The sequence below is a fragment of the Nostoc sp. CCY 9925 genome (assembly GCF_963920935.1).
Taxonomy (GTDB): Bacteria; Cyanobacteriota; Cyanobacteriia; order Cyanobacteriales; family Nostocaceae; genus Nostoc.
Genome location: NZ_CAWUDO010000055.1, coordinates 1 through 18,992, shown reverse-complemented (window position 1 = coordinate 18,992; position 18,992 = coordinate 1). Strand labels below are relative to the sequence as shown.

Sequence of the window (18,992 nt, the reverse complement as noted above, 5' to 3'; positions counted from 1 at the left end):
AATTGCTTGACTCCACCATCCTTCCTAAGGTAGATTTATATATCAGCCTACTAGCGCCAGATTATCATCTTTAACGGTGGTAAATATGTCTTCGTAAGTGTCAAAGATCTCAAACACTGAATCTAACTGTGTGAGTTCCAAAATTAATCTTACAGGAGTTTGCACGTTGCATAGAACTAAACGACAACCTCTTTGACGTGCAGCCTTCAACCCTTTTACTAGAGGAACTAAGCCAGAACTGTCCATAAAGTTAACTTCTGCTAGATCTATAACCCAGAGTTGATGAGGTTGGGGTACGACTCCAGCCATTTGTTCACTCAAAGCCATGCCACCTTGCAAATCGATGCTTGCTTGGGGTTTGAATAAAATTACTTGAAGTTCTTGTGTGAGAGTCATGAATTTAACAGGGTAGTTGGAACACTTGACAAGAAACCGAAAAAAGACATAAATTACGTCTTCTCTTTCAACATCAAAATTACTGTTTTACCCAGATATTTAGGTAATTCCAGCTGTGAAGTTGACAGAGTTTTCTTCAGTATTCATGTCGTATAATTTGTAATAACTTTCACCAATATAGGCATAAGCGCCTAACAAATTCGGTATCAACCGTATCTTTTACACAATTTTCATAATTTAACCAGACATTTATAAATTTTTTATAAATTATTTTTATTTCTGTTACAGAAGTATAGCTTTGTGGTATTCAATGCTAAAAAGCTTATAATTAATAGTCAAAACTTAATAATCATCATAGATCATAATATATGGATTATCTCAGATAAGATGAGTTAATAAATCCATATACCCGTTTGATTGACACCCTAGTCAAAAACAAGCAAAAATATATTAAAAGTAAAAATTTGTAAAGACGGCGGTGCGGGATGTCTTTAGAGTTCATTTCACTAGAAAACATCCAAGAAGTCGCCCACAACTACGGCTATTGGGCAATTTTTTTGGGAATTTTGCTAGAAAATTTAGGCATTCCTGTTCCTGGCGAAACCGTGACCCTAGTAGGCGGATTTCTAGCTGGTAGCGACGAGCTGAATTTCTGGCTGGTTCTCGGTGACGCAATTATGGGTGCTGTAATTGGCGGAGTTTGTGGCTATTGGGTTGGTAGAGTTAGCGGTTGGCCTTTCTTGGTAAAGGTTGGTAGCATATTTCGGATTTCCGAAGTGCGACTGCTGAGCATTAAAGAACAATTTAGTCAAAATAGTGCAAAAGCTGTATTTGTTGGACGTTTTCTAGCATTATTGCGGGTTTTTGCTGCACCATTAGCAGGTGTAGCCGAAATGCCCTTTAGAAAATTCTTTTTATACAACTTGTTAGGAGCAGTTGCTTGGGCTAGTTTGATAGTGACATTAGCTTTTTTTGCCGGCAAAGTTATTTCCCTAGAGCAATTGGTTGCTTGGGTGAGTAAATTTGCGATCGCAGCATTACTGATCTTAGCTGCTTTAATTTTTGTGCCCGTGTGGCTGGAGTCACGTCAAGTTAAAGAAGTGGGGAGTGAAGAGTGAGGAGTTAGGAGTAGAGTAAAAAGTTATTTGTTTTAACTTTCACTTCTTGTATTTTGCATTTTTAACTCCTAACTCCTAACTCCTAACCCCTAGTTAACTGCGACCAAATGCGAGTTGGTAGCCCCCAAACGTAGATAAAGCCCTCAGCAGCTTTGTGATCGAATTGGTCTTCCGCTCCGTAGGTTGCCAGATCAGGAGTATAGAGGGAATTATCGCTAGAGCGTCCAACGATGGTGGCATTACCCTTAAATAACTTCACCCGCACAGTTCCAGATACTTGCTCTTGTGTCTTTTGAATAAAAGCGTCTAGTGCAGCTTTAAGTGGACTGTACCAGAGACCGTTGTAAACGATTTGACTATAAGTTTCTTCAATCCCACGTTTGTAATGGGTGACATCTGCCGTGAGAGTCAAGCTTTCTAAATCTCTATGTGCCTGAATTAGGACTAACATCGCGGGTGATTCGTAAATCTCCCGCGATTTTATGCCCACTAGACGGTTTTCGATCATATCAATCCGCCCAACACCGTGATTTCCCACAAGCTGATTGAGTTGTTCAATTAGCTCAACTGGCTTTTTGGCTATACCGTTGAGGGTGGTGGGAATACCACGATAGAAACCAATTTCGATGTACTCTGGCTCGTTCGGGGTGTTGGCGATCGCTTTGGTCATTTCATAGATTTCTTCTGGTGGCTCGAATGAGGGATCTTCGAGTAAACCAGCTTCAATGCTACGGCCGAGCAAATTCTTATCAATGCTGTAGGGAGAAGATTTTTTGACTGGTGAGGGAATACCAAACTTTTCACCATAAGCGATGGTTTGTTCGCGGCTCATTCCCCATTCTCTGGCTGGTGCGAGGATCTTCAGGTTGGGATTGAGGGCGGTAACAGAGACATCAAAGCGGACTTGATCGTTACCTTTGCCAGTACAACCATGAGCGATCGCATCAGCACCATATTTTTCGGCTGTTTCTACTAATACCTTGGCAATCAACGGACGAGCAAGGGCTGTTCCTAGCGGATAACGATTTTCATAAAGGGCGTTGGCTTGAATTGCTCCAAAGGCGTAATCTTTAACAAAGCTGTCTTTAACATCTGCTACTAGGGATTCACTTGCACCCGATTTCAGAGCTTTTTCTCTGACTGGCTCTAATTCATCTCCCTGACCTAAATCTGCTGCTAGGGTAATCACCTCTTCCACACCCCACTCTTGTTTGAGGTAGGGGATGCAAACGGAGGTATCCACTCCGCCAGAATATGCCAGGACAACCTTTTTGGCGCGACCCATTAATTTCTCCAGTTAGGAAAACAAACAATGAGTCATTATTATATCGAAACTAATCCAGATATATTTTATTGATGCAACAACCGATAGCAGGAGTTTGAAGTCAGAATTTAGAAGTCAGAATTTTGATTGGAGTTTGATAATAGAGCAATCAAATATTTTTTGATCTATTTTTCAAAATCTGAATACTTTTAATGGGAAATCAGTTTTGCTTACAAAAAGTTTGCTGTCAAGAAGTGTTGATAATCACCTACAAATATCAACATAATCTGCTGTATTTATTAAAATAATTTTACATAAGTTTTATAAATAGTTAACAAAAATGAAGATTTAACGAAGATCATCTTTTGTTGGTTATTTCTTAACCTATACACATTGGTTCAAAGTTTATTTAAGTGAAATTACAGAATTATTCGCTTTTGAGCTTTGGAGTATTTTCTGATGAAATTGGCTAAAGATATTAGTATTGCTGCTTTTGCAGTTGCCATCTCAGTTGCTGCTGTTACTAAACCGACACAAGCTGCCTTGGTTAATTACGGTTTCACCGTGAATGCAACATCTGGCAATAATCCTGGTCAATATTTTGGCTCTTTTCAGTATGATGACTCGACCTTAAGCAATACAGGTCTTGAGACATTGGGAGTTGAGAATGGACTAAAAGTTGCATTCGACTACTTAGGTACTAGCTATACAGAGGTAGATGATACTGATTTCGACAGTTTTCCTATAGTTAGCTTCAATAACGGCGAAGTTCTGGGACTGAGCTATTTTGTTGCAGATCAGTTTGTAATTGGCAGCGATCCGAGTACTCCAGAAGTGGGAGGAAATAGATTTTATCTGATTACCGATTCGGTAAATACAACAGAAGTAGGTACTGTCAGCTACGCTAAAGTACCCGAACCATTAGCTGCTGGTGGTACAGCTGTTGCTGGTGTTGTTGGATTGTGGATGCAGCGCAAGAAGAGAGCAACAAAAATTGTCGGTTAACCTTACACAATCAGTAAAATTTTGAATAAAAAAATCCCCACCGATCAGTGGGGATTTTTTTATTCAAATCTTGACCGCGCCAATTTTAGATTTTAAGTCCTAGATTTTAAAGGCCACCAATAACGCCACCGTCATTGCGGGTAATTACTACCACTGATGAACGTGGGCGACCTGCTGGGCCATAGCCTTGACTATTAGGCCAATTGCTGGCGATTGTGGGATTCGAGGCATCTCCGCGATCGCCTGGGTGTTGGATATTGATAAACATCGCTTTACCGTCGGGTGTGCTGGTAATACCAGTTACCTCACAATCCGTGGGGCTAGTCAAGAAGCGTCTAACTTGTTTGGTGTTGGGGTCAGCACACGACATCGTGTTACTACCAATATTTACCAAATCACCGACACCATCGCCTGCGTGGTCGGTTTGAACCCAGAGGCGGCCGAAGTCGTCGAACCAGAGTCCATCTGGTGAACTTAAGTCGTCACCTTTAATGTTGCCCTGAAGATTTGGTTCGGGTCTAGTTTTGTCGCCAGCTTCAAAGAAAATATCCCATTTAAAGGTAGTTGTTGTAACGCTTTGTCCATCTTCGCGCCAGCGAATGATATGACCGTAGCGGTTGTCAGGACGTGGGTTGGCAGCATCTACAGGAGGACGCGCACCACCGGCTGCTGTTGAGCCATCTGGCTGGTTGGAGGAAACTGGCGTTGTGCCACGACGATTATTATTGGTCAGCGTGCAGTAGACTTCAATCTCTTTATATCCACCAATGCGGGGACGTACAGCTACCCACTCTGGACGATCCATCATGGTTGCGCCGACGCGATCGCCAGCTTGTCTTGTCTTCACCAAAACTTCAGCTTGGTTTTTGAAGCCGTTCTCTGGTGTCAGACCACGCTGACCATAGACCAAAGGCAGCCACTCACCAGTACCGTTGTCTTTGAATTTAGCAACGTACAGAACACCGTTGTCAAGCAAATTGCGGTTAGCATCCCGATTTGTGGGATTGAAGGGTTGGGCACAAACGAACTTGTAGATATATTCGTTGCGCTCGTCGTCACCCATATAGAAAGCAACACGGTTGTTGTCATCCACAACGACCTGAGCGCTTTCATGCTTGAACCGACCAAGGGCAGTGCGTTTGACTGGCTTGCTTTGGGGATTGTAAGGATCGATCTCGACCACCCAACCGAATAAATGGGGTTCGAGTGGGTTGGTGCTGGCATTGAAGCGTGGATCGACCTCAGGCCAGCGATAGCTAGATGCTGTTCCAATGCCGTACCGATTTTGTCCTGCGAGAATATCCGACTTTTCGATGCCCTCAATTGCAACTACGTCTTGTGTGGGATTGGCAAAATAGCCGTTCCAATTTTCCTCACAAGTTAAGTAAGTTCCCCAAGGTGTGTAGCCGTTGGCACAGTTGTTGAGTGTGCCATAAGCGGTGTAGCCGTCGTTGAGCGTGCCGGTGTCAATAGAGCCAGTTGGGGTAATGTTAAACTTTTTGGACTTCAGGAGAATATTGCCAGCCGCAGGCCCTGAAACTCTCATTTCGGTGTTGCCGGTAATGCGGCGACCATAAGATGAATTGGGATTGAAACTCCACTCATTGCCGTTTTTGGAAATTTCCACAACAGACACGCCATGAGCAGCCTGAGACTTGCGTACTTTAGCAATTGTGACTGTATCCAAACCATCTGGATGCAAAATCGATTCCTGGGTGTACTCGTGGTTGACGCACAACAGACCAGTATTAATTGGTTGGTTTAAAAAGCCTCTTAAGGATCTTATTTGTGAACTTACTGTTCGACCAACAACATTCCCTGGCTGTAAAGGGAAGTAGTACATACCGTCATTGTGCATACCAAACTGCTTTTCTTGAGCAGCCGCATCTTGGGAGGCATCTGCTAACCAAGTCGGGCCACCGGGAGCGATGGGATCTCCCCAAGCAATCAGTACTTTAGCTGTGTAACCTTCAGGAACAGTGACAAGATCCTTTTCTAAAAGTCCTGTAACTGGGTTGAGGAGATTTGGTGGGACGCTCTTGAAGCCTATGCCACCAAATCCCGTTCCCTTAGGAATCGGGGCTGCATCAACACTTTGCAGAAAGCCACCGATGGAAACATCGCCTAGAACAGTTAGCACCGACGTACCCACAGCCGTCATGATGAACCGCCGCCGACTCAGACTAACGCGGTCAATAACGTCACGAATTGACTCATTACGAGATGGGTTGAGGGTCAAATTGTTTTTAGGGTGAAAGCGTCCTTTCATTCTTTGTTCTCCATTTAAGGCTTACGAGGTTGCTATTCAGTTCATTTCTCAATAACACGAGTAATTTGGTAAATAAAAATTCCACATATTTACATACATCACTGAGATATTTATTGAGATTTGACATCTTGTTAACAGCCACTGAATAGCAGTTAATAACAAATTAAAACTAGGTGATGCTGCTTAAGCAGACTAGAACAATCAGTTGTCATTAATTTAAGTACCAAGTATTAACATCAGGTTATATATTGATTAATTTGGCTTTATCAACAATTTTTCTGGTAAAAATAAGTTTTTCACTCATAATTAACAGCTTTGTCATCAATACAGATGGTGATATTTAAAACAAAAATTCATTAACTAATAACTGTAGAATAGGTACTACTAAAAACATTAAAACTGAGGTCTTTAATGTCATTAGACAGCCTTCATCGTCTAAAATAGAGTTATCAAAAATTAAGCAAGATGTTAGTTTAACCTGACACCTTGCTTGAGTCGTAAAAACCGCTTCGTAATTCATTACTAGCTTGATAAGAATTCAGAATTAGAATAAGCTCTCTACCTAGTGGTCTGTCCCATTAATTTTGAGGGCTAAGATCCCCGACTTCTTGAAGAAGTCGAGGATCTGGCAGCACATCATATTTAAAAGCTGGTGCGAGAATTTTTCGGGTGGATACCAATTACAGATGGTCGAGGAACACCTGTAGATTCGTCCTTTCCACCATCAGCTTTGGAAATATTACTCGGCCAGCTACTGCCACGAGGTAAACTCCGAGTTTGATTGAATGTACTACCATTCAAATCCAGTAATTCAATGTTGCGACTCAGCATTGTGCCATCATTAATTGGACAATCTTCACCAGGATGTTGTACTGAAATAATCAGTGTATTCCCGACAAAACTTGGCCCTGTCATCTCACAACGCACTGGGCCATGGGCAAAGGGTATTACATGTCCGGCATTTGCACCACTGGTAGGGATAAAAAACAGCCAGTTATTACCGAATATTCCTGTAAAATCAGAAACGTTGCCGCTAGTTGTGTGATCGATTTTGGTTTGTTTACCTTCAGCACCCACATCAAAACCATTGTGAGTACCAGTAGACATATCCGTAACACCCCAAACATTTGCCCGATTGTCGAAAACTAAATTATCTACGTTGGCAAAACCAGCACCATTCACCGACCCTGCTTCACCACCTTGGGCAAATCTCCGCCATTTGAAGGTTAAACCCGTACCATCAGCGCTATCTTCAATAATTTTGTACAGTCCTCCTGATTGCTGGGTTGCGTTGGCATCTGTACTTAACTTGGCAACTTGAAAAATCCGGGAATCAGGATAACCATCGCTACCTGGGGCACCGTCAGTATAGGCAATGAAAACTTCTTTGGTGGTGGGATGGATTTCTATATCTTCTGGACGCGCCGTGGGAGTTCCCCCGACTAAGTTTGCAGCTAAGAAAGCATCACTAAGTACAGCACCTTGGCTAGAGTAAAAGTCAGATAGTTTCTTATTTTGATAATCAGGTAATGCTTTTGCTTCATTAGTGCGATCGCATTTAAAGATACCACCATCTTCACTTTGACCTGCAATCTCTTTACGTCTCGGTAGCGGTAAAAGGCCTTCTTTTTGGGCTTTCTGCAAAGCAGCAAATTCCACAGAAGATAGAACTGTCGGTGCAATTGGATTGGTAGCAGTAGTTAAGAGTAACGGTATCCACTTACCTGTACCGTCTGGATTGTAGCGGGCAACGTACAAAGTTCCATTTTCCCACAACTTACTGTTGCTTTTACTCGTTGGTGACAAGATGGTACTAGCACTGATAAATTTCCAAGTGTGTCCCCCACGTCTGTCATCACCTAAGTATGCAACTAATTTCTTACCTTTTTCAACACGCACCGCAACATTTTCATGGCGGAAACGACCTAACCAAGTGTGTTTGCGGGGGCGAAATTTCGGATTTGTGGGGTCAATTTCTACAATCCAACCATATTTTTCGCCAACTAATCCAAAATTTTTGCCGATAGTTTTATCTGTGTAACTGGTCTGAGTACCATTAGCTTTAACTGCTTCTGTAACGGTGCTTTGGAAGTTCTCTTCTCCAGATAAAACTGTTCCCCAAGGAGTTTTACCACCAGAACAATTAAAGGCAGTACCAATAATTTTGTTACCTAATTCATCAGAGGAAAGATTGAAAACTTGGGTTGCAGCTGGGCCAGTTCCAATTAAATAATTTTGGTCGCCTTTTTGGTGGTTGCGATTTCCCCAAGCTGTGAGATTTTTGTAATTATCATTGCGTTGCCTATTGATTCCCAACCCAGAAAGACCATGAATGCGGCGATTTTTATCATTTTTGACTACAACGAAACGTTTACTTGCGTTCTGGCGAGAGATGCGGACAATTGAACCGCCTTGGTTATATAAAAATTCCCCTTCAACTTCAATATTTCTGGTAGAGGGTAAAGCCCAGCCAATGACGCTTTCAAATGCGTCAGGTAGTCCTTTGAGATCAGAAGAATCTTCCACTACTAAAGTAGAAAATGGAAAACTAATGTATTCATGATTCACCCATAAATACCCGACATCATTAGTTTTTCCAACGGGAATAAAAGCAGTAAAATCGTTGTTGTAGCCGAAATAATCGTCTTTGTTAGGAAAAACGCGATCGCCCCAACTGACAATTACATAACGTTCGTACTCTGGCGGCACTACCACATCATCAAGAACGTTGTAGCTAGTTAATTTAATATCCGCAGATGCATTAACTACTTCTCCTTCACCAATTTTTGTTGGCAAGAAATTTTTCTGCTGTTGATAAATTGGTAGAGGATGTGGTAGGCGTACAGGTGTAAAGCTGAGTGGCGCGGTTTTTGCTTCTGCACTATTGGCAATACCGTTTAGGAGTTTGTCTCCCAAAACAACAGCACCAGCACCACCAGCAAAAAATATTAAAATTTGTCTGCGACTGAATTTAGACATTAAACTTTCCTTTCCTGTGGCAGGAAAAACTGAGTAGAAACAAATTCTACTGAATTAACATCAGAAACTCTTAAATTTATGAAATTCGCTGTGTTTGAAATAATTAATAATCTATTTTTATTAAAAAAATTAAATATGAATTTCCTTGTTTATGCAGATTCTTATTTGAATGAATAAGGAAACAGTGTAGTATATCTGTAATCTAGATATTTGCAAGCCGCTATACACAGGAAAAAATTATTAATTTATTAATAACCATAGTTTGTTAAAGTTAAGTTTAGGTTATATCTAAATTAACTAAGAATTATTCAACCTTGCATTCTACGTAAGCAGATCATTTAAGGAACAGAGTCAGTGCCCCATCTGTCCTATCCTGGAGATGGGTAAATGTGTTGTGGGTGAGACTGTGTTTTTCAGCGTTGTGATACCGACTTATAATCGCCAGCCGATTTTAGAAAAGTGCCTCCGTGCTTTGGAGGCGCAGGAGTTAAGTCAGCCAAGTTCGGTTACTAATTATGAGATTGTCTTGGTGGATGATGGTTCTACTGATGGCACATTGGAATGGTTAACAGCGCACAAAGAAGAGTTTCCCCATGTGCGATGGTTTCAGCAAGATCATGCTGGCCCAGCAGCAGCGAGGAATTTGGGGGTAGAGAAGGCGCTGGGAGACACAATTATCTTTATTGATAGCGATCTAGTAGTGCTGAAGAATTTCCTGCAAGCTCATGGTAGCGCACTAGTGCAGGGGAAAGAGAAATTGGGGAGCGATCGCTTTTTCACTTACGGCGCAGTTATCAATACTTGCAATTTCGACAACCCAACGGCTGAACCCTACAAAGTCACAGATTTTTCAGCAGCTTTTTTTGCTACGGGTAATGTAGCAATTCCTAAACATTGGCTAGAAAAAGCAGGACTTTTTGACACCAGTTTTCAACTCTATGGCTGGGAAGATTTAGAATTAGGTGTGCGCTTGAAAAAATTAGGTTTGACACTAATTAAATGTCCGGAGGCTGTAGGCTATCACTGGCATCCAGCGTTTAAGTTAGAACAAATTAAAAGTTTAATCGACAAAGAAATCCAACGCGGGCGCATGGGAGTTTTGTTTTATCAAAAACATCCTACATGGGAAGTGCGAATGATGATTCAAATGACTTGGCTGCATCGATTACTTTGGGGTATTCTTTCACTCAATGGCGCACTCAACGAAAAGACAATGGCTCCATTTTTGCAATGGTTGATTAACTTAGGTAAACCGCAATTAGCTTTAGAAATTGCCCGAATTTTTCTCAACTGGTACAACGTGAAGGGTGTTTATCAAGCTTATTCTGAAATGCAGCAAACATCGTGAGGAAAAAAGTAGGGGCGAACGGCCGTTCGCCCTTACAATATTATATTGACTGCCGATTCTAACATTCGTATTCTTCCAGCATCGGCATCTATCTCTACTTCTGTGCCAATTGGCAGGGTAAATTTATCTTTAATATGACCAATCATTGAACCGTACCAAGCAGGAATTCCTAAAGGAAGTATGTGGTCTTGTAATACTTGGATTAAGGTAAATGATGGTTCATCTCCAGGACTACAATTAGTACATTGGCCAAATATCAAGCCGGCAATTTGATTAAGTATGCCAGCAGTTTTTAACTGGGTTAACATTCTATCTACACGATAAACATCCTCGCCAATTTCTTCTATAAACAAGATACTTTTGTTCCAGGAAGGTAGATAAGGCGAACCTACCATTGCTGACAATACTGATAAGTTTCCACCGATAAGTTTACCCTTCGCTTTTCCTGGTGCTATTGTCTCCACTCGCACTTCCTTAGTGTTGGAATTTTGCATGGTGACGGCTTCACCATTAAATAGGATGCGCTTGAAGTAATCCACTGTAAACTGATTCCAGGTAGATGTGGCTACAGGGCCATGAAAAGTAATCAGCCGACTACGAGCATTAATCGCCAACAATAAAGTAGTAATATCGCTGTACCCTATGAGGATTTTGGGATAGGAGCGAATTAGTGAATAATTTAGTAAAGGTAAAATGCGATTACAGCCCCAACCACCACGCATGGCTATTATTCCTTTGATGGAGCGATCGCTAAACATTGAGTTTACATCATCGGCGCGATCGCCATCTTTACCTGCTAAATAACCATAACGATCTAAAATATGCTTTCCTTGCTTGATTTTCAACCCTAATTGTGCAAGTGATTTTTCTGCTGCTTCAATTTCTTTAGCGTCAACTATACCCGCAGGAGCAATTAATCCTACGGTGTCGCCGACTTGGAGGCATGGGGGTTTGAGGACGGTGTTTAGGGATAGCTTACCTTCAGCGGTAAGTGCTGGTATTTGGGTGACTAAGGTAGCTAGTCCACAAGTCGTGAGAAATTGCCGACGGTTGATAGTCATCGGCTACACCGGAAAACTGGCGGCTTGAAAAATTTGTTCGGCAGTTAAATTCAATTCTGGGAAAATGGGTGAGATAATGCGATCGCTTGTGCGAAACTGCCGGACTTGGTATTCTCCCTCAACTAACGAGTAAATGGAGATAGTTGGCTGTTTAGGATTACCAATGAATTTTCTGCCACCTAGCGCGGCGTAATCTACAATCCAATATTCTGGGATACCAATGGCTTCATATTGGCCAAGTTTGGTAAAGTAATCATCACGCCAGTTTGTGCTGACAACCTCAATAACTAATGGGATTGATGCCGATTGACTGAGTGTTGATTTAGTCCTCCACAACGGCTCGTTGACTAGGTTGAAACGATTCAACAACAGCACATCAGGTAAAAAAGCTGATTCACTTTCAGATGCTTGAACAAATCCCATTTTAGGAATGTCATAGGGGATTGAAAATCGAGCGCACTCCAGCAAAATTTGCTTGATTAAGAATGCAATCACTAATTCATGATCCCCTGTTGGCGGTGGCATTACCTTGATAAATCCATTATGTAGTTCGTAACGAAGCTGTGTTGAATTAACAGGATACCAGTCTAGAAACTGGCTAACAGTAATAGGAATTGGTAACGACTGAATCATTTACCTGCCTCCGTTGCGATCGTTCCCAGTAGTTATATTAACCTCAATTTTTGGGTTTTTCTGATTTATTTATGTTAAATCTCTTTTACCCCATCAATTAACCCATCTGAAATCATAAACCCATTGGTAGCTGTATTTAATACCTCAGGATGAAAATAAATAAATTCAGTATCGCCAATTACAGGCAAATAATGATCGGATAATTGCATTGCCTGTAAACAAAGATTGATACTTGAAGCTGCTGAATTATATGTTTCAACATTTGCTTCCAGAACATTCAATAATCGCCGATTAGTGGCAATTTTCGCTTCAGCTTCTTGTTCGAGTGTTTTCTCTAAATAAGCACGTGCTTGTGGATATTGCTGTAAAATGTCATCTGCTTGTTGCTCAGCCATTGGTAATAACTGAGTTTTCAAAATTTGGTTGATGGTTTGGCGGAAAGATTTGCGAATAGTTTGAGAAACTTTTGGCTCAAAATCTAACTTCAATAATTGCCTAATTGCGGGTTCTGCTTCGACGATACTTTCAGCGTCGTAAGTTTGGGAAGTTTGTAATAAAGTCTGGCGAAATTGATATATGGAAAAAGTGCCTTCGTCGTAAAATCTGGGACTTTCTCGGACAAAGCGATCGCACTCTACGCTAGCTGCACTGACTACTGCTTGAGTAACTCGTTTTTCTAGATTTCTAATCTCTTGTTCAATGCCACCATCGTTATCTAATAAGCGATACAATTGGCGATAATATTCTGATTTGCGAATTTTTTCGAGCAACCGCTGGAAAAAGTTTGCAACTATTTGCTGAGAAGATTCAATTAAAATATCTTCTAATTGATTTGCTAAATAATAAAATGCCTCGACTAAAATCGCTAGTAAAGGTGCGGTAGCATTGCGAGGGTGACTGATTGTTGCACGTCGATAAGCATAAGCTACAGAAAAAGTATCTAGTAACTCATCTAGACGGCGAATCATTCGTGATTGCAATTGCTTAAAATCTGTTTCAAAAGCATCACAAGAACTAGTAATTATTAGGTTAACTTCTTCTGTGATATGTTGATTAAAGTCTTTCCCAATTTGCTGGAGTTGCTGATTTAGGCGTTGTAATTCTTGCGCCTTCATTGTCTCAATTTCTTGTGGCTGACTATCTAAATTTCGTTGGGAACTTTGGTAATTTTTTTTCAATTTTATACAAATATCTCCCAGATCATTGGCAAGATTTTTAAATAATTGCGGACGTTTTTCTTCAGTCAGATAACGAGTAATTGCAGTGCGAAATTCCTCAATCCCACTATCTTCAATTAGCTGTTCTATCAATTCATTTCCCCAATCTGCCAAAATTCGTACATAATTTTGATTCGGCGTTTCAAAACCATTAACAGAAACACGAAATTTCGTGGAAGACAGCTTTCCAGAATTCACACAATAGTTATTAAAAGCATACACAAACTGTGGTGTTTCTTCTTTACCATCTAAACTTTTGACGCTTTCTCCAAAAAAAGAATCTAAACCAAATCTATCTTTTGCACTTGTTTGTTTAATCTGACTGCCATAAAATCCTAGTAATCCACTAGTTTTATAAACCCTACTTGTATCTCGAAATTGTCCATTAATTAAATCATCTAATCGTTGGCGTAGCTGAGTATTATACCAAGTCTCATCGATGCGGTTGAAGACATAGAAAACGCGATCGCGTACTCCCGCATTTTGGCGCATTAATTCCAAAAGTTCTGTTTCTTCTTTTGTCATGTCACCCGCGGAAGCAGGTTTTAGTACGCATACTACCGCCGAAGTATCGGGATGTTGAATTTTGGCATAAGTTAGCTGTGCATCTTTCTCCACTGGCGCATCAATACCAGGTGTATCTATAATCACATTTCCATCTTGTAGCAAAGGATGGTTGCAGTAATATTCTATCCGCTTCAATACTGCGCTATTACTACCACGACGCGCATATCCAGCAGCTTCCTTGAGATTAGAAAAGTTAAATTGCTCCATTGAATATGTAGCATTATTAACAGTGTTGATGCGATCGCGGTTTGCTAGATATCCTTCTAACAACAAGATTAACGCCTTAGCCTGTTTTGCACGTTCTGATTTACTCTCACCACCTTCCTGCTGAATAATAGCTTCGCAACCTTGATGTAGCAAGTTAGTTACATCAGCTTGGTTGATATTCGCTACTGTTTTAAATCCTAGTTGCTGACATAAAAAAACTGCTTGTTCTCGAATTTCTGCTTCACTTAAAAATGTTAAAACAACGCGTTCTTTATCTAGTTCTGCATACTCAATTTTGCATTCTGTACCTGTAGCGTGTCCCTCTGCGCTATACAGTAATTCTCTTTCCAAGAGTGCATTGATTAGCATTGATTTTCCGGCGCTAAATGCACCTGCAAATACAATCTCAAACTTTGGAGAAATCGCTTTACTTAGGGATGTTTGGACAGAAGTAATATCTTGAGAACGTAGCGTTGATTCTTGCTGTAAAAGTTGTAATATAGACTCAACTTGTTCTTTCAAATTTTTGCACTGAAGTGGTAGATCTGACATATTTAGCATCCTAATAATACTTCTGTATATATTAGTTATATTGTTGTCTTAATGGCTCAGTAAAATCCCTGAGAATTTGGATGCTATTTAGTTGCTAGATATCACTTAAACCACTAATTAATGACTTTTGACTAATGAAAGTTTTTGCTATCAGATTAAAACCCCACGACGATTTGAAACAAAGCTTAAAGAATTTTGTCAAACAAGAAGACATTAAAGCAGGGTTTATATTAAGTGCCATTGGTAGCCTAGAAGAAGCAAAAATTCGCTTTGCTAATCAAGCCATTAGTACAGTATTAACTGAAAAATTTGAAATCATCGGTCTCAATGGTACAATAGCAACTACAGATGTGCATTTGCATATCGCTATTTCCGATCGAGAAGGCAAAACTATCGGTGGACATCTCGACTCTGGATGCATTATCTACACAACTGCTGAAATAGTAATTGGTGCGAGTGAGGAATTTACCTTTAATAGAACTTTTGACGAACAAACAGGTTACCAACAATTGGAAATTATCCGCGATAATAATTTTTAATTTAAAATCTAAAATCTAAAATTGTCACAGTCAGACAAAATCTTTAAGCGTTCTATATTTTACGTCAGCACTGTTGTTAGACAAAATTCAAATATCATTTGTTATGCAACCTTCTCTGGCTCTTGATAGCTTAAATATTCTCATAGTTGAAGATGATGATGATATTCGCTTTTTTCTGACTACAGTATTGGAAGCAGATGGAGCCATCATCGTAGCAGTTCCATCAGCCGCCGCGGCACTGGAAGTTGTATCCCAATTGCAACCTGATATCTTAATTTCTGATATAGGTATGCCTGGGGAAGATGGCTACACCTTGATCCGAAAAATACGTGCGCTCAAGCCAGATATGGGTGGAAAAGTCCCAGCTATTGCCTTAACTGCCTATGGCGACAGTGAAAGCCGGATTCGCGCTTTAGAAGCTGGCTTTCAGACTCATGTATCTAAACCAGTCTTTCCAGAAGAACTAGTTGAGATTGTTGCTGATTTGTTTGCTTCTTGTAATTGGTAATAATATCGTATTTTTACCTCTTATGAGGTACTAGCACAGGTAGTTTACTAACACCTGCTACGGACTTGGCGTGTTGTCCAACAGTTAAAACATTGAACTGACTCGATATAAGTTCTAAACTTTTATTTACCAATGCCAGTTTTTTGTAGGTGGGAACGTCCATACCAGGAAAAAATGATAACTCTGGCACATCTTCTTGACTTAAAAAGTCTGTGGGATGGAGTAGCAAAGAAGGTTGGGTGCGTGTAAGTTTACACAGCCACAAGGCAATTCTCAAGTAAAACAATGCTAAACCGCTAGAAAATCTAGCTAAATACATGATGTAGCTGAAGTGAATTGGCACTTTGAAAATTGGCATGGTGGTAACAGGAATTTCAGTCAGTCTATCCTTACCCATGTGCCACTGGTAAGGATTTAGAGGTTGCAAAGCATCTTTGAAATTACCAAACAAAGCTTCCCGTTTTTTACGTTCTTCCTTGCTCAGTTTACAAGTCATCAAATAATAAGCTCGTGCTACAGGCCCCAAAATTGTGGGAAAAGTTGAAGCATCATATTCGTAGCCGCGTCGCGCTAAGACTTTCAACACTGCTGGAGAAAAACTGTATCCAGGCCCCCGAAAGCCTACGGGATGTTGATAAGTGACGCGCTTGATATGTTCTTCGGCCAGTGCTACCTCTTCTTCAATTTCATTCTCGGAATACAGGTGGAGCCAGGGATCGTGGTAGAATGAATGGTTGCCGATTTCATGACCGGCGTTGGCGATCGCCTGTATTGCTTTGTGATTCTTTTCCAGCGCTGCATCTTGACCGACAATGAATACTGTGATTCTCAAATCCCATTGCTGGAGAATTTCTAGAAAACGGGGTACTGCAATATCCAAGTAAGAAGGGAAGCTCTCCCAACCCGGAGCGCCTTGATTTTTCAGGTAAGACCAAATATTATCTAAATCTAAAGAAAGACTAGCTATTGGCTTATTTACTTTACCTTTTGTTTTCATTATTAGTTCAAGTATTTAACAATTTCAAAATAAAGATTGACTCTAGAATCAGCGTTTTGTATTTGCTGGTAATTAATATATCATACATAGAACGTATTTAAACGTATATAAGTAAGTTTTAGCGATCGCTAGCCTTTACAATCAGATTTCCATAACTCGCTGACCGAAAGATTAGACGTGATAATCCTCGTAAATTATTCACAGAATATATTAACCCTGGGCTGATTCATCGTGTTCAACTACTTCAGATTTATCTTGTAATGGCTTCACGACTTTAGCGATCGCTTCCTGAATAAAAGCCTTGATAAATTCATCTCTGCGATTAATTTGAAACTGTCGCTGCACAACTTCTGTCATTCCGCCATCGCCCCAATCTTGGTCGTGGCGAAAATATTCAATAAAGCTTTTACCAGCGATTCGCGTTAAATAAGCTGCGGTCACACCTTGAATCGCCCTACCAATAATAAAGGTGGCAACATTAAGCTGCAAAGCTGTAGATAATAATTGAATTGCTCCTTTGACAATGCCCAAACTGGCGATGGTTTTTGCTAAAGAAAGGGCTAATTCTCGTCCCCGTTCCATATTCAATTCACAGCCATAGACTCGACCAATTTCTACAACCATTTGAGCATTTACGGCGGCGGTTGCTAATAAATCTACCACTGGTATAGGCGTCACTGAGACAACGCCAGCACCAATCCATTGAAACCGTTCTACAATTTTGTCAGCTTGGCGGCGGCGCTGGCCATCGATGAGTTTTCGCGCCTCGTCACCCAAGCGGAGAGATTGTAAAAGAATGTTATCTGCTACCAAATCTTCACCTTCGGCGCGTAAAACAGCAGCCATGCGCCGCAGCAAAGGAACAATATCTGGTTCTGGCTGGAAGGGTTCACCAGTTTCCAGTTGTGCAGATTGGGGATTAGCAGCGATCGCTACTACATCATTAGTAGCAATAAATCCCCGCACCCGCTGATGCAACCTGGCGAGGATAGCTTCTTTATCTTCATCTGTATATAAATCAGTTTTGTTGAGAACCAAGAGCGATCGCTTACCAATTTCTGCTAATCCTCGTAGTGGCTCATATTCCGAGCGTCGTAAATCATTATCCACCACAAACAACAGTAAATCTGCTGCCGTCGCCAGTTCTCGCGCCATTTGTTCGCGTTCCGTCCCCGCCACACCGGCTTCTAAAATTCCCGGCGTATCCGTAATTAAAATCTTGCGTTCTAATCCCTTCAACCGCAGACAATAAGTTTCGCCAACTTGGGTTGTACCCATCGGTGCATCCACCTGACCGACCATGCGTCCCATGATGGCATTTACCAGAGAAGTTTTGCCAGCACTCCCAGTACCGAATACCACCACTTGAATTTCACCCCGTGCGAGGTTGGCTTCAATCTCCCGCGATTTACTTAATAAAGCTTGGCGTGCGACTTCATCTTGAATTTGGGCTACCTGTTGGCGGACAGCTTGGAGAGTCGTAGAAGCCGCATCAGATTTGCCAGCCGGAATTTGCGCTGGAGTCACACGGGAACGATTGCGGCGCGATCGCTTTTCCCCATTCTGAAGCACTAATACATAGTAAACAAAAGCTGCAACCAACGCTCCAATCAGCACAATCAGCAGCAACAGCAGCAAATTGCCTAACAACGGCGAATAAGACAATTGCCAGTAAAGCCGTGATAGCGAATCAATTAGCCATAAAGCTAGCCCCAAAATGACAATTAGACCAACAATCAGCGTTACGATGCGTGACAGAGGCATGGCTGGCAAAGATTAGTGAATATGAAGTAGGCACATGCTTCTGATCTTAATAGTTTCAGTATTTTTTACCAGGGTAGTAAGCAAATCAAAAGTTAAAGGGGGAGCAATGCGATTTTGTGAGGCAGGAGGCAGAGGGCAGGAGGCAGGAGGCAGAAGGGTTTTAAGACTTAATCTTTCGTTCCATAACTCACTAGTGACATCTAAAATCTTAGGTTTATCGTAACAAGATGTAGAAGAAAACAGATTTGCGGTATTTGTAGCTGACCACTCCTCTACACGTCTAAAAATTAGCCAGAATTCCGGTCTACGGTCCTTATACCTCTCGCAAAAGTCCTTCTTTTTGTCTTCTTCTTTGCGTCTTTGCGCGGCAGTCGCTACAACGGGGGGAACCCCCGCAACGCGCTGCCTTGCCTTTGCGTGAGATAAAAAATTATTTATGCAAGAGGTCTATTGATGCAGTGATGCAGTGCTACGGAATCTCGGCAAAATAGACTTTTGACCTTCTGAGGCTCAACTTTGACCTTCTGAGGCTCGACTTTGACCTTCTGAGGCTTAATTTTGACCTTCT

The 18,992-nt window shown here is 41.2% G+C and carries 14 protein-coding genes; 5 read left to right on the top strand and 9 right to left on the bottom strand.

The annotated features are described in order from the left end of the window. Positions 1–42 precede the first annotated feature (42 nt). A complete protein-coding gene (locus ACM0OY_RS24255; protein WP_414571388.1) occupies positions 43–396 on the bottom strand; it encodes an STAS domain-containing protein in 354 nt (117 codons plus the stop codon). A 485-nt stretch (positions 397–881) separates the two neighbouring features. Here ACM0OY_RS24255 and ACM0OY_RS24250 point away from each other — a divergent pair, with 485 nt between their 5' ends. Next, positions 882–1,514, top strand: a complete 633-nt coding sequence (locus ACM0OY_RS24250; RefSeq protein ID WP_414571387.1) for a DedA family protein — start codon at positions 882–884, stop codon at positions 1,512–1,514. An 82-nt stretch (positions 1,515–1,596) separates the two neighbouring features. Here the strand turns inward: ACM0OY_RS24250 and ACM0OY_RS24245 are convergent, their stop codons facing one another. Beyond that, positions 1,597–2,799 (bottom strand): argininosuccinate synthase, encoded by a 1,203-nt coding sequence (locus ACM0OY_RS24245; RefSeq protein WP_414571386.1) that lies wholly within the window; start codon positions 2,797–2,799, stop codon positions 1,597–1,599. A gap of 438 nt (positions 2,800–3,237) precedes the next feature. On the opposite strand from ACM0OY_RS24245, the gene ACM0OY_RS24240 reads away from it, so the two are divergent. Continuing rightward, a complete protein-coding gene (locus tag ACM0OY_RS24240) occupies positions 3,238–3,783 on the top strand; it encodes a PEP-CTERM sorting domain-containing protein (protein WP_414571385.1) in 546 nt (181 codons plus the stop codon). 106 nt (positions 3,784–3,889) lie between these two features. Here the strand turns inward: ACM0OY_RS24240 and ACM0OY_RS24235 are convergent, their stop codons facing one another. Together ACM0OY_RS24235 and ACM0OY_RS24230 are read right to left on the bottom strand one after the other, a co-directional pair. Next, positions 3,890–6,052, bottom strand: a complete 2,163-nt coding sequence (locus tag ACM0OY_RS24235; protein WP_414571384.1) for a PhoX family protein — start codon at positions 6,050–6,052, stop codon at positions 3,890–3,892. Between the two features lie 642 nt (positions 6,053–6,694). Beyond that, positions 6,695–9,031 carry a PhoX family protein gene (locus tag ACM0OY_RS24230; protein WP_414571383.1) on the bottom strand — a complete coding sequence of 779 codons (2,337 nt, stop codon included), beginning with the start codon at positions 9,029–9,031 and terminating at the stop codon, positions 6,695–6,697. 379 nt (positions 9,032–9,410) lie between these two features. Between ACM0OY_RS24230 and ACM0OY_RS24225 the strand changes: the two genes are divergently transcribed. Beyond that, a complete protein-coding gene (locus tag ACM0OY_RS24225) occupies positions 9,411–10,379 on the top strand; it encodes a glycosyltransferase family 2 protein (RefSeq protein WP_414571382.1) in 969 nt (322 codons plus the stop codon). Between the two features lie 32 nt (positions 10,380–10,411). On the opposite strand, the gene ACM0OY_RS24220 is transcribed toward ACM0OY_RS24225, so the two are convergent. From ACM0OY_RS24220 to ACM0OY_RS24210, 3 genes are all read right to left on the bottom strand, one after another. Further along, a complete protein-coding gene (locus ACM0OY_RS24220) occupies positions 10,412–11,440 on the bottom strand; it encodes a S66 peptidase family protein (RefSeq protein ID WP_414571381.1) in 1,029 nt (342 codons plus the stop codon). A gap of 3 nt (positions 11,441–11,443) precedes the next feature. Beyond that, on the bottom strand, positions 11,444–12,073 hold the full coding sequence (locus ACM0OY_RS24215; protein ID WP_414571380.1) for a Uma2 family endonuclease: 630 nt from the start codon (positions 12,071–12,073) through the stop codon (positions 11,444–11,446). Positions 12,074–12,147: 74 nt separating this feature from the next. After that, positions 12,148–14,616 carry a dynamin family protein gene (locus ACM0OY_RS24210; RefSeq protein WP_414571379.1) on the bottom strand — a complete coding sequence of 823 codons (2,469 nt, stop codon included), beginning with the start codon at positions 14,614–14,616 and terminating at the stop codon, positions 12,148–12,150. A 134-nt stretch (positions 14,617–14,750) separates the two neighbouring features. On the opposite strand from ACM0OY_RS24210, the gene ACM0OY_RS24205 reads away from it, so the two are divergent. Further along, positions 14,751–15,155 carry a PPC domain-containing DNA-binding protein gene (locus ACM0OY_RS24205; protein WP_414571378.1) on the top strand — a complete coding sequence of 135 codons (405 nt, stop codon included), beginning with the start codon at positions 14,751–14,753 and terminating at the stop codon, positions 15,153–15,155. A gap of 103 nt (positions 15,156–15,258) precedes the next feature. Further along, positions 15,259–15,663: a response regulator gene (locus tag ACM0OY_RS24200; RefSeq protein WP_414571377.1), complete on the top strand. Its 405-nt coding sequence runs from the start codon at positions 15,259–15,261 to the stop codon at positions 15,661–15,663. A gap of 13 nt (positions 15,664–15,676) precedes the next feature. Here the strand turns inward: ACM0OY_RS24200 and ACM0OY_RS24195 are convergent, their stop codons facing one another. Further along, positions 15,677–16,660 carry a polysaccharide deacetylase family protein gene (locus ACM0OY_RS24195; protein WP_414571376.1) on the bottom strand — a complete coding sequence of 328 codons (984 nt, stop codon included), beginning with the start codon at positions 16,658–16,660 and terminating at the stop codon, positions 15,677–15,679. A gap of 210 nt (positions 16,661–16,870) precedes the next feature. Then, positions 16,871–18,424 (bottom strand): YcjF family protein, encoded by a 1,554-nt coding sequence (locus tag ACM0OY_RS24190; RefSeq protein ID WP_414571375.1) that lies wholly within the window; start codon positions 18,422–18,424, stop codon positions 16,871–16,873. Between the last annotated feature and the right edge of the window lie 568 nt (positions 18,425–18,992).

Bases quoted from the DNA above. Each gene is read 5' to 3' on its own strand.
- ACM0OY_RS24200 (WP_414571377.1), top strand. From the start codon at position 15,259: ATGCAACCTTCTCTGGCTCTTGATAGCTTAAATATTCTCATAGTTGAA.
- ACM0OY_RS24225 (WP_414571382.1), top strand. From the start codon at position 9,411: ATGGGTAAATGTGTTGTGGGTGAGACTGTGTTTTTCAGCGTTGTGATA.
- ACM0OY_RS24230 (WP_414571383.1), bottom strand. From the start codon at position 9,031: ATGTCTAAATTCAGTCGCAGACAAATTTTAATATTTTTTGCTGGTGGT.
- ACM0OY_RS24195 (WP_414571376.1), bottom strand. From the start codon at position 16,660: ATGAAAACAAAAGGTAAAGTAAATAAGCCAATAGCTAGTCTTTCTTTA.
- ACM0OY_RS24210 (WP_414571379.1), bottom strand. From the start codon at position 14,616: ATGTCAGATCTACCACTTCAGTGCAAAAATTTGAAAGAACAAGTTGAG.
- ACM0OY_RS24205 (WP_414571378.1), top strand. From the start codon at position 14,751: ATGAAAGTTTTTGCTATCAGATTAAAACCCCACGACGATTTGAAACAA.
- ACM0OY_RS24255 (WP_414571388.1), bottom strand. From the start codon at position 396: ATGACTCTCACACAAGAACTTCAAGTAATTTTATTCAAACCCCAAGCA.
- ACM0OY_RS24235 (WP_414571384.1), bottom strand. From the start codon at position 6,052: ATGAAAGGACGCTTTCACCCTAAAAACAATTTGACCCTCAACCCATCT.
- ACM0OY_RS24215 (WP_414571380.1), bottom strand. From the start codon at position 12,073: ATGATTCAGTCGTTACCAATTCCTATTACTGTTAGCCAGTTTCTAGAC.
- ACM0OY_RS24250 (WP_414571387.1), top strand. From the start codon at position 882: ATGTCTTTAGAGTTCATTTCACTAGAAAACATCCAAGAAGTCGCCCAC.
- ACM0OY_RS24220 (WP_414571381.1), bottom strand. From the start codon at position 11,440: ATGACTATCAACCGTCGGCAATTTCTCACGACTTGTGGACTAGCTACC.
- ACM0OY_RS24245 (WP_414571386.1), bottom strand. From the start codon at position 2,799: ATGGGTCGCGCCAAAAAGGTTGTCCTGGCATATTCTGGCGGAGTGGAT.
- ACM0OY_RS24240 (WP_414571385.1), top strand. From the start codon at position 3,238: ATGAAATTGGCTAAAGATATTAGTATTGCTGCTTTTGCAGTTGCCATC.
- ACM0OY_RS24190 (WP_414571375.1), bottom strand. From the start codon at position 18,424: ATGCCTCTGTCACGCATCGTAACGCTGATTGTTGGTCTAATTGTCATT.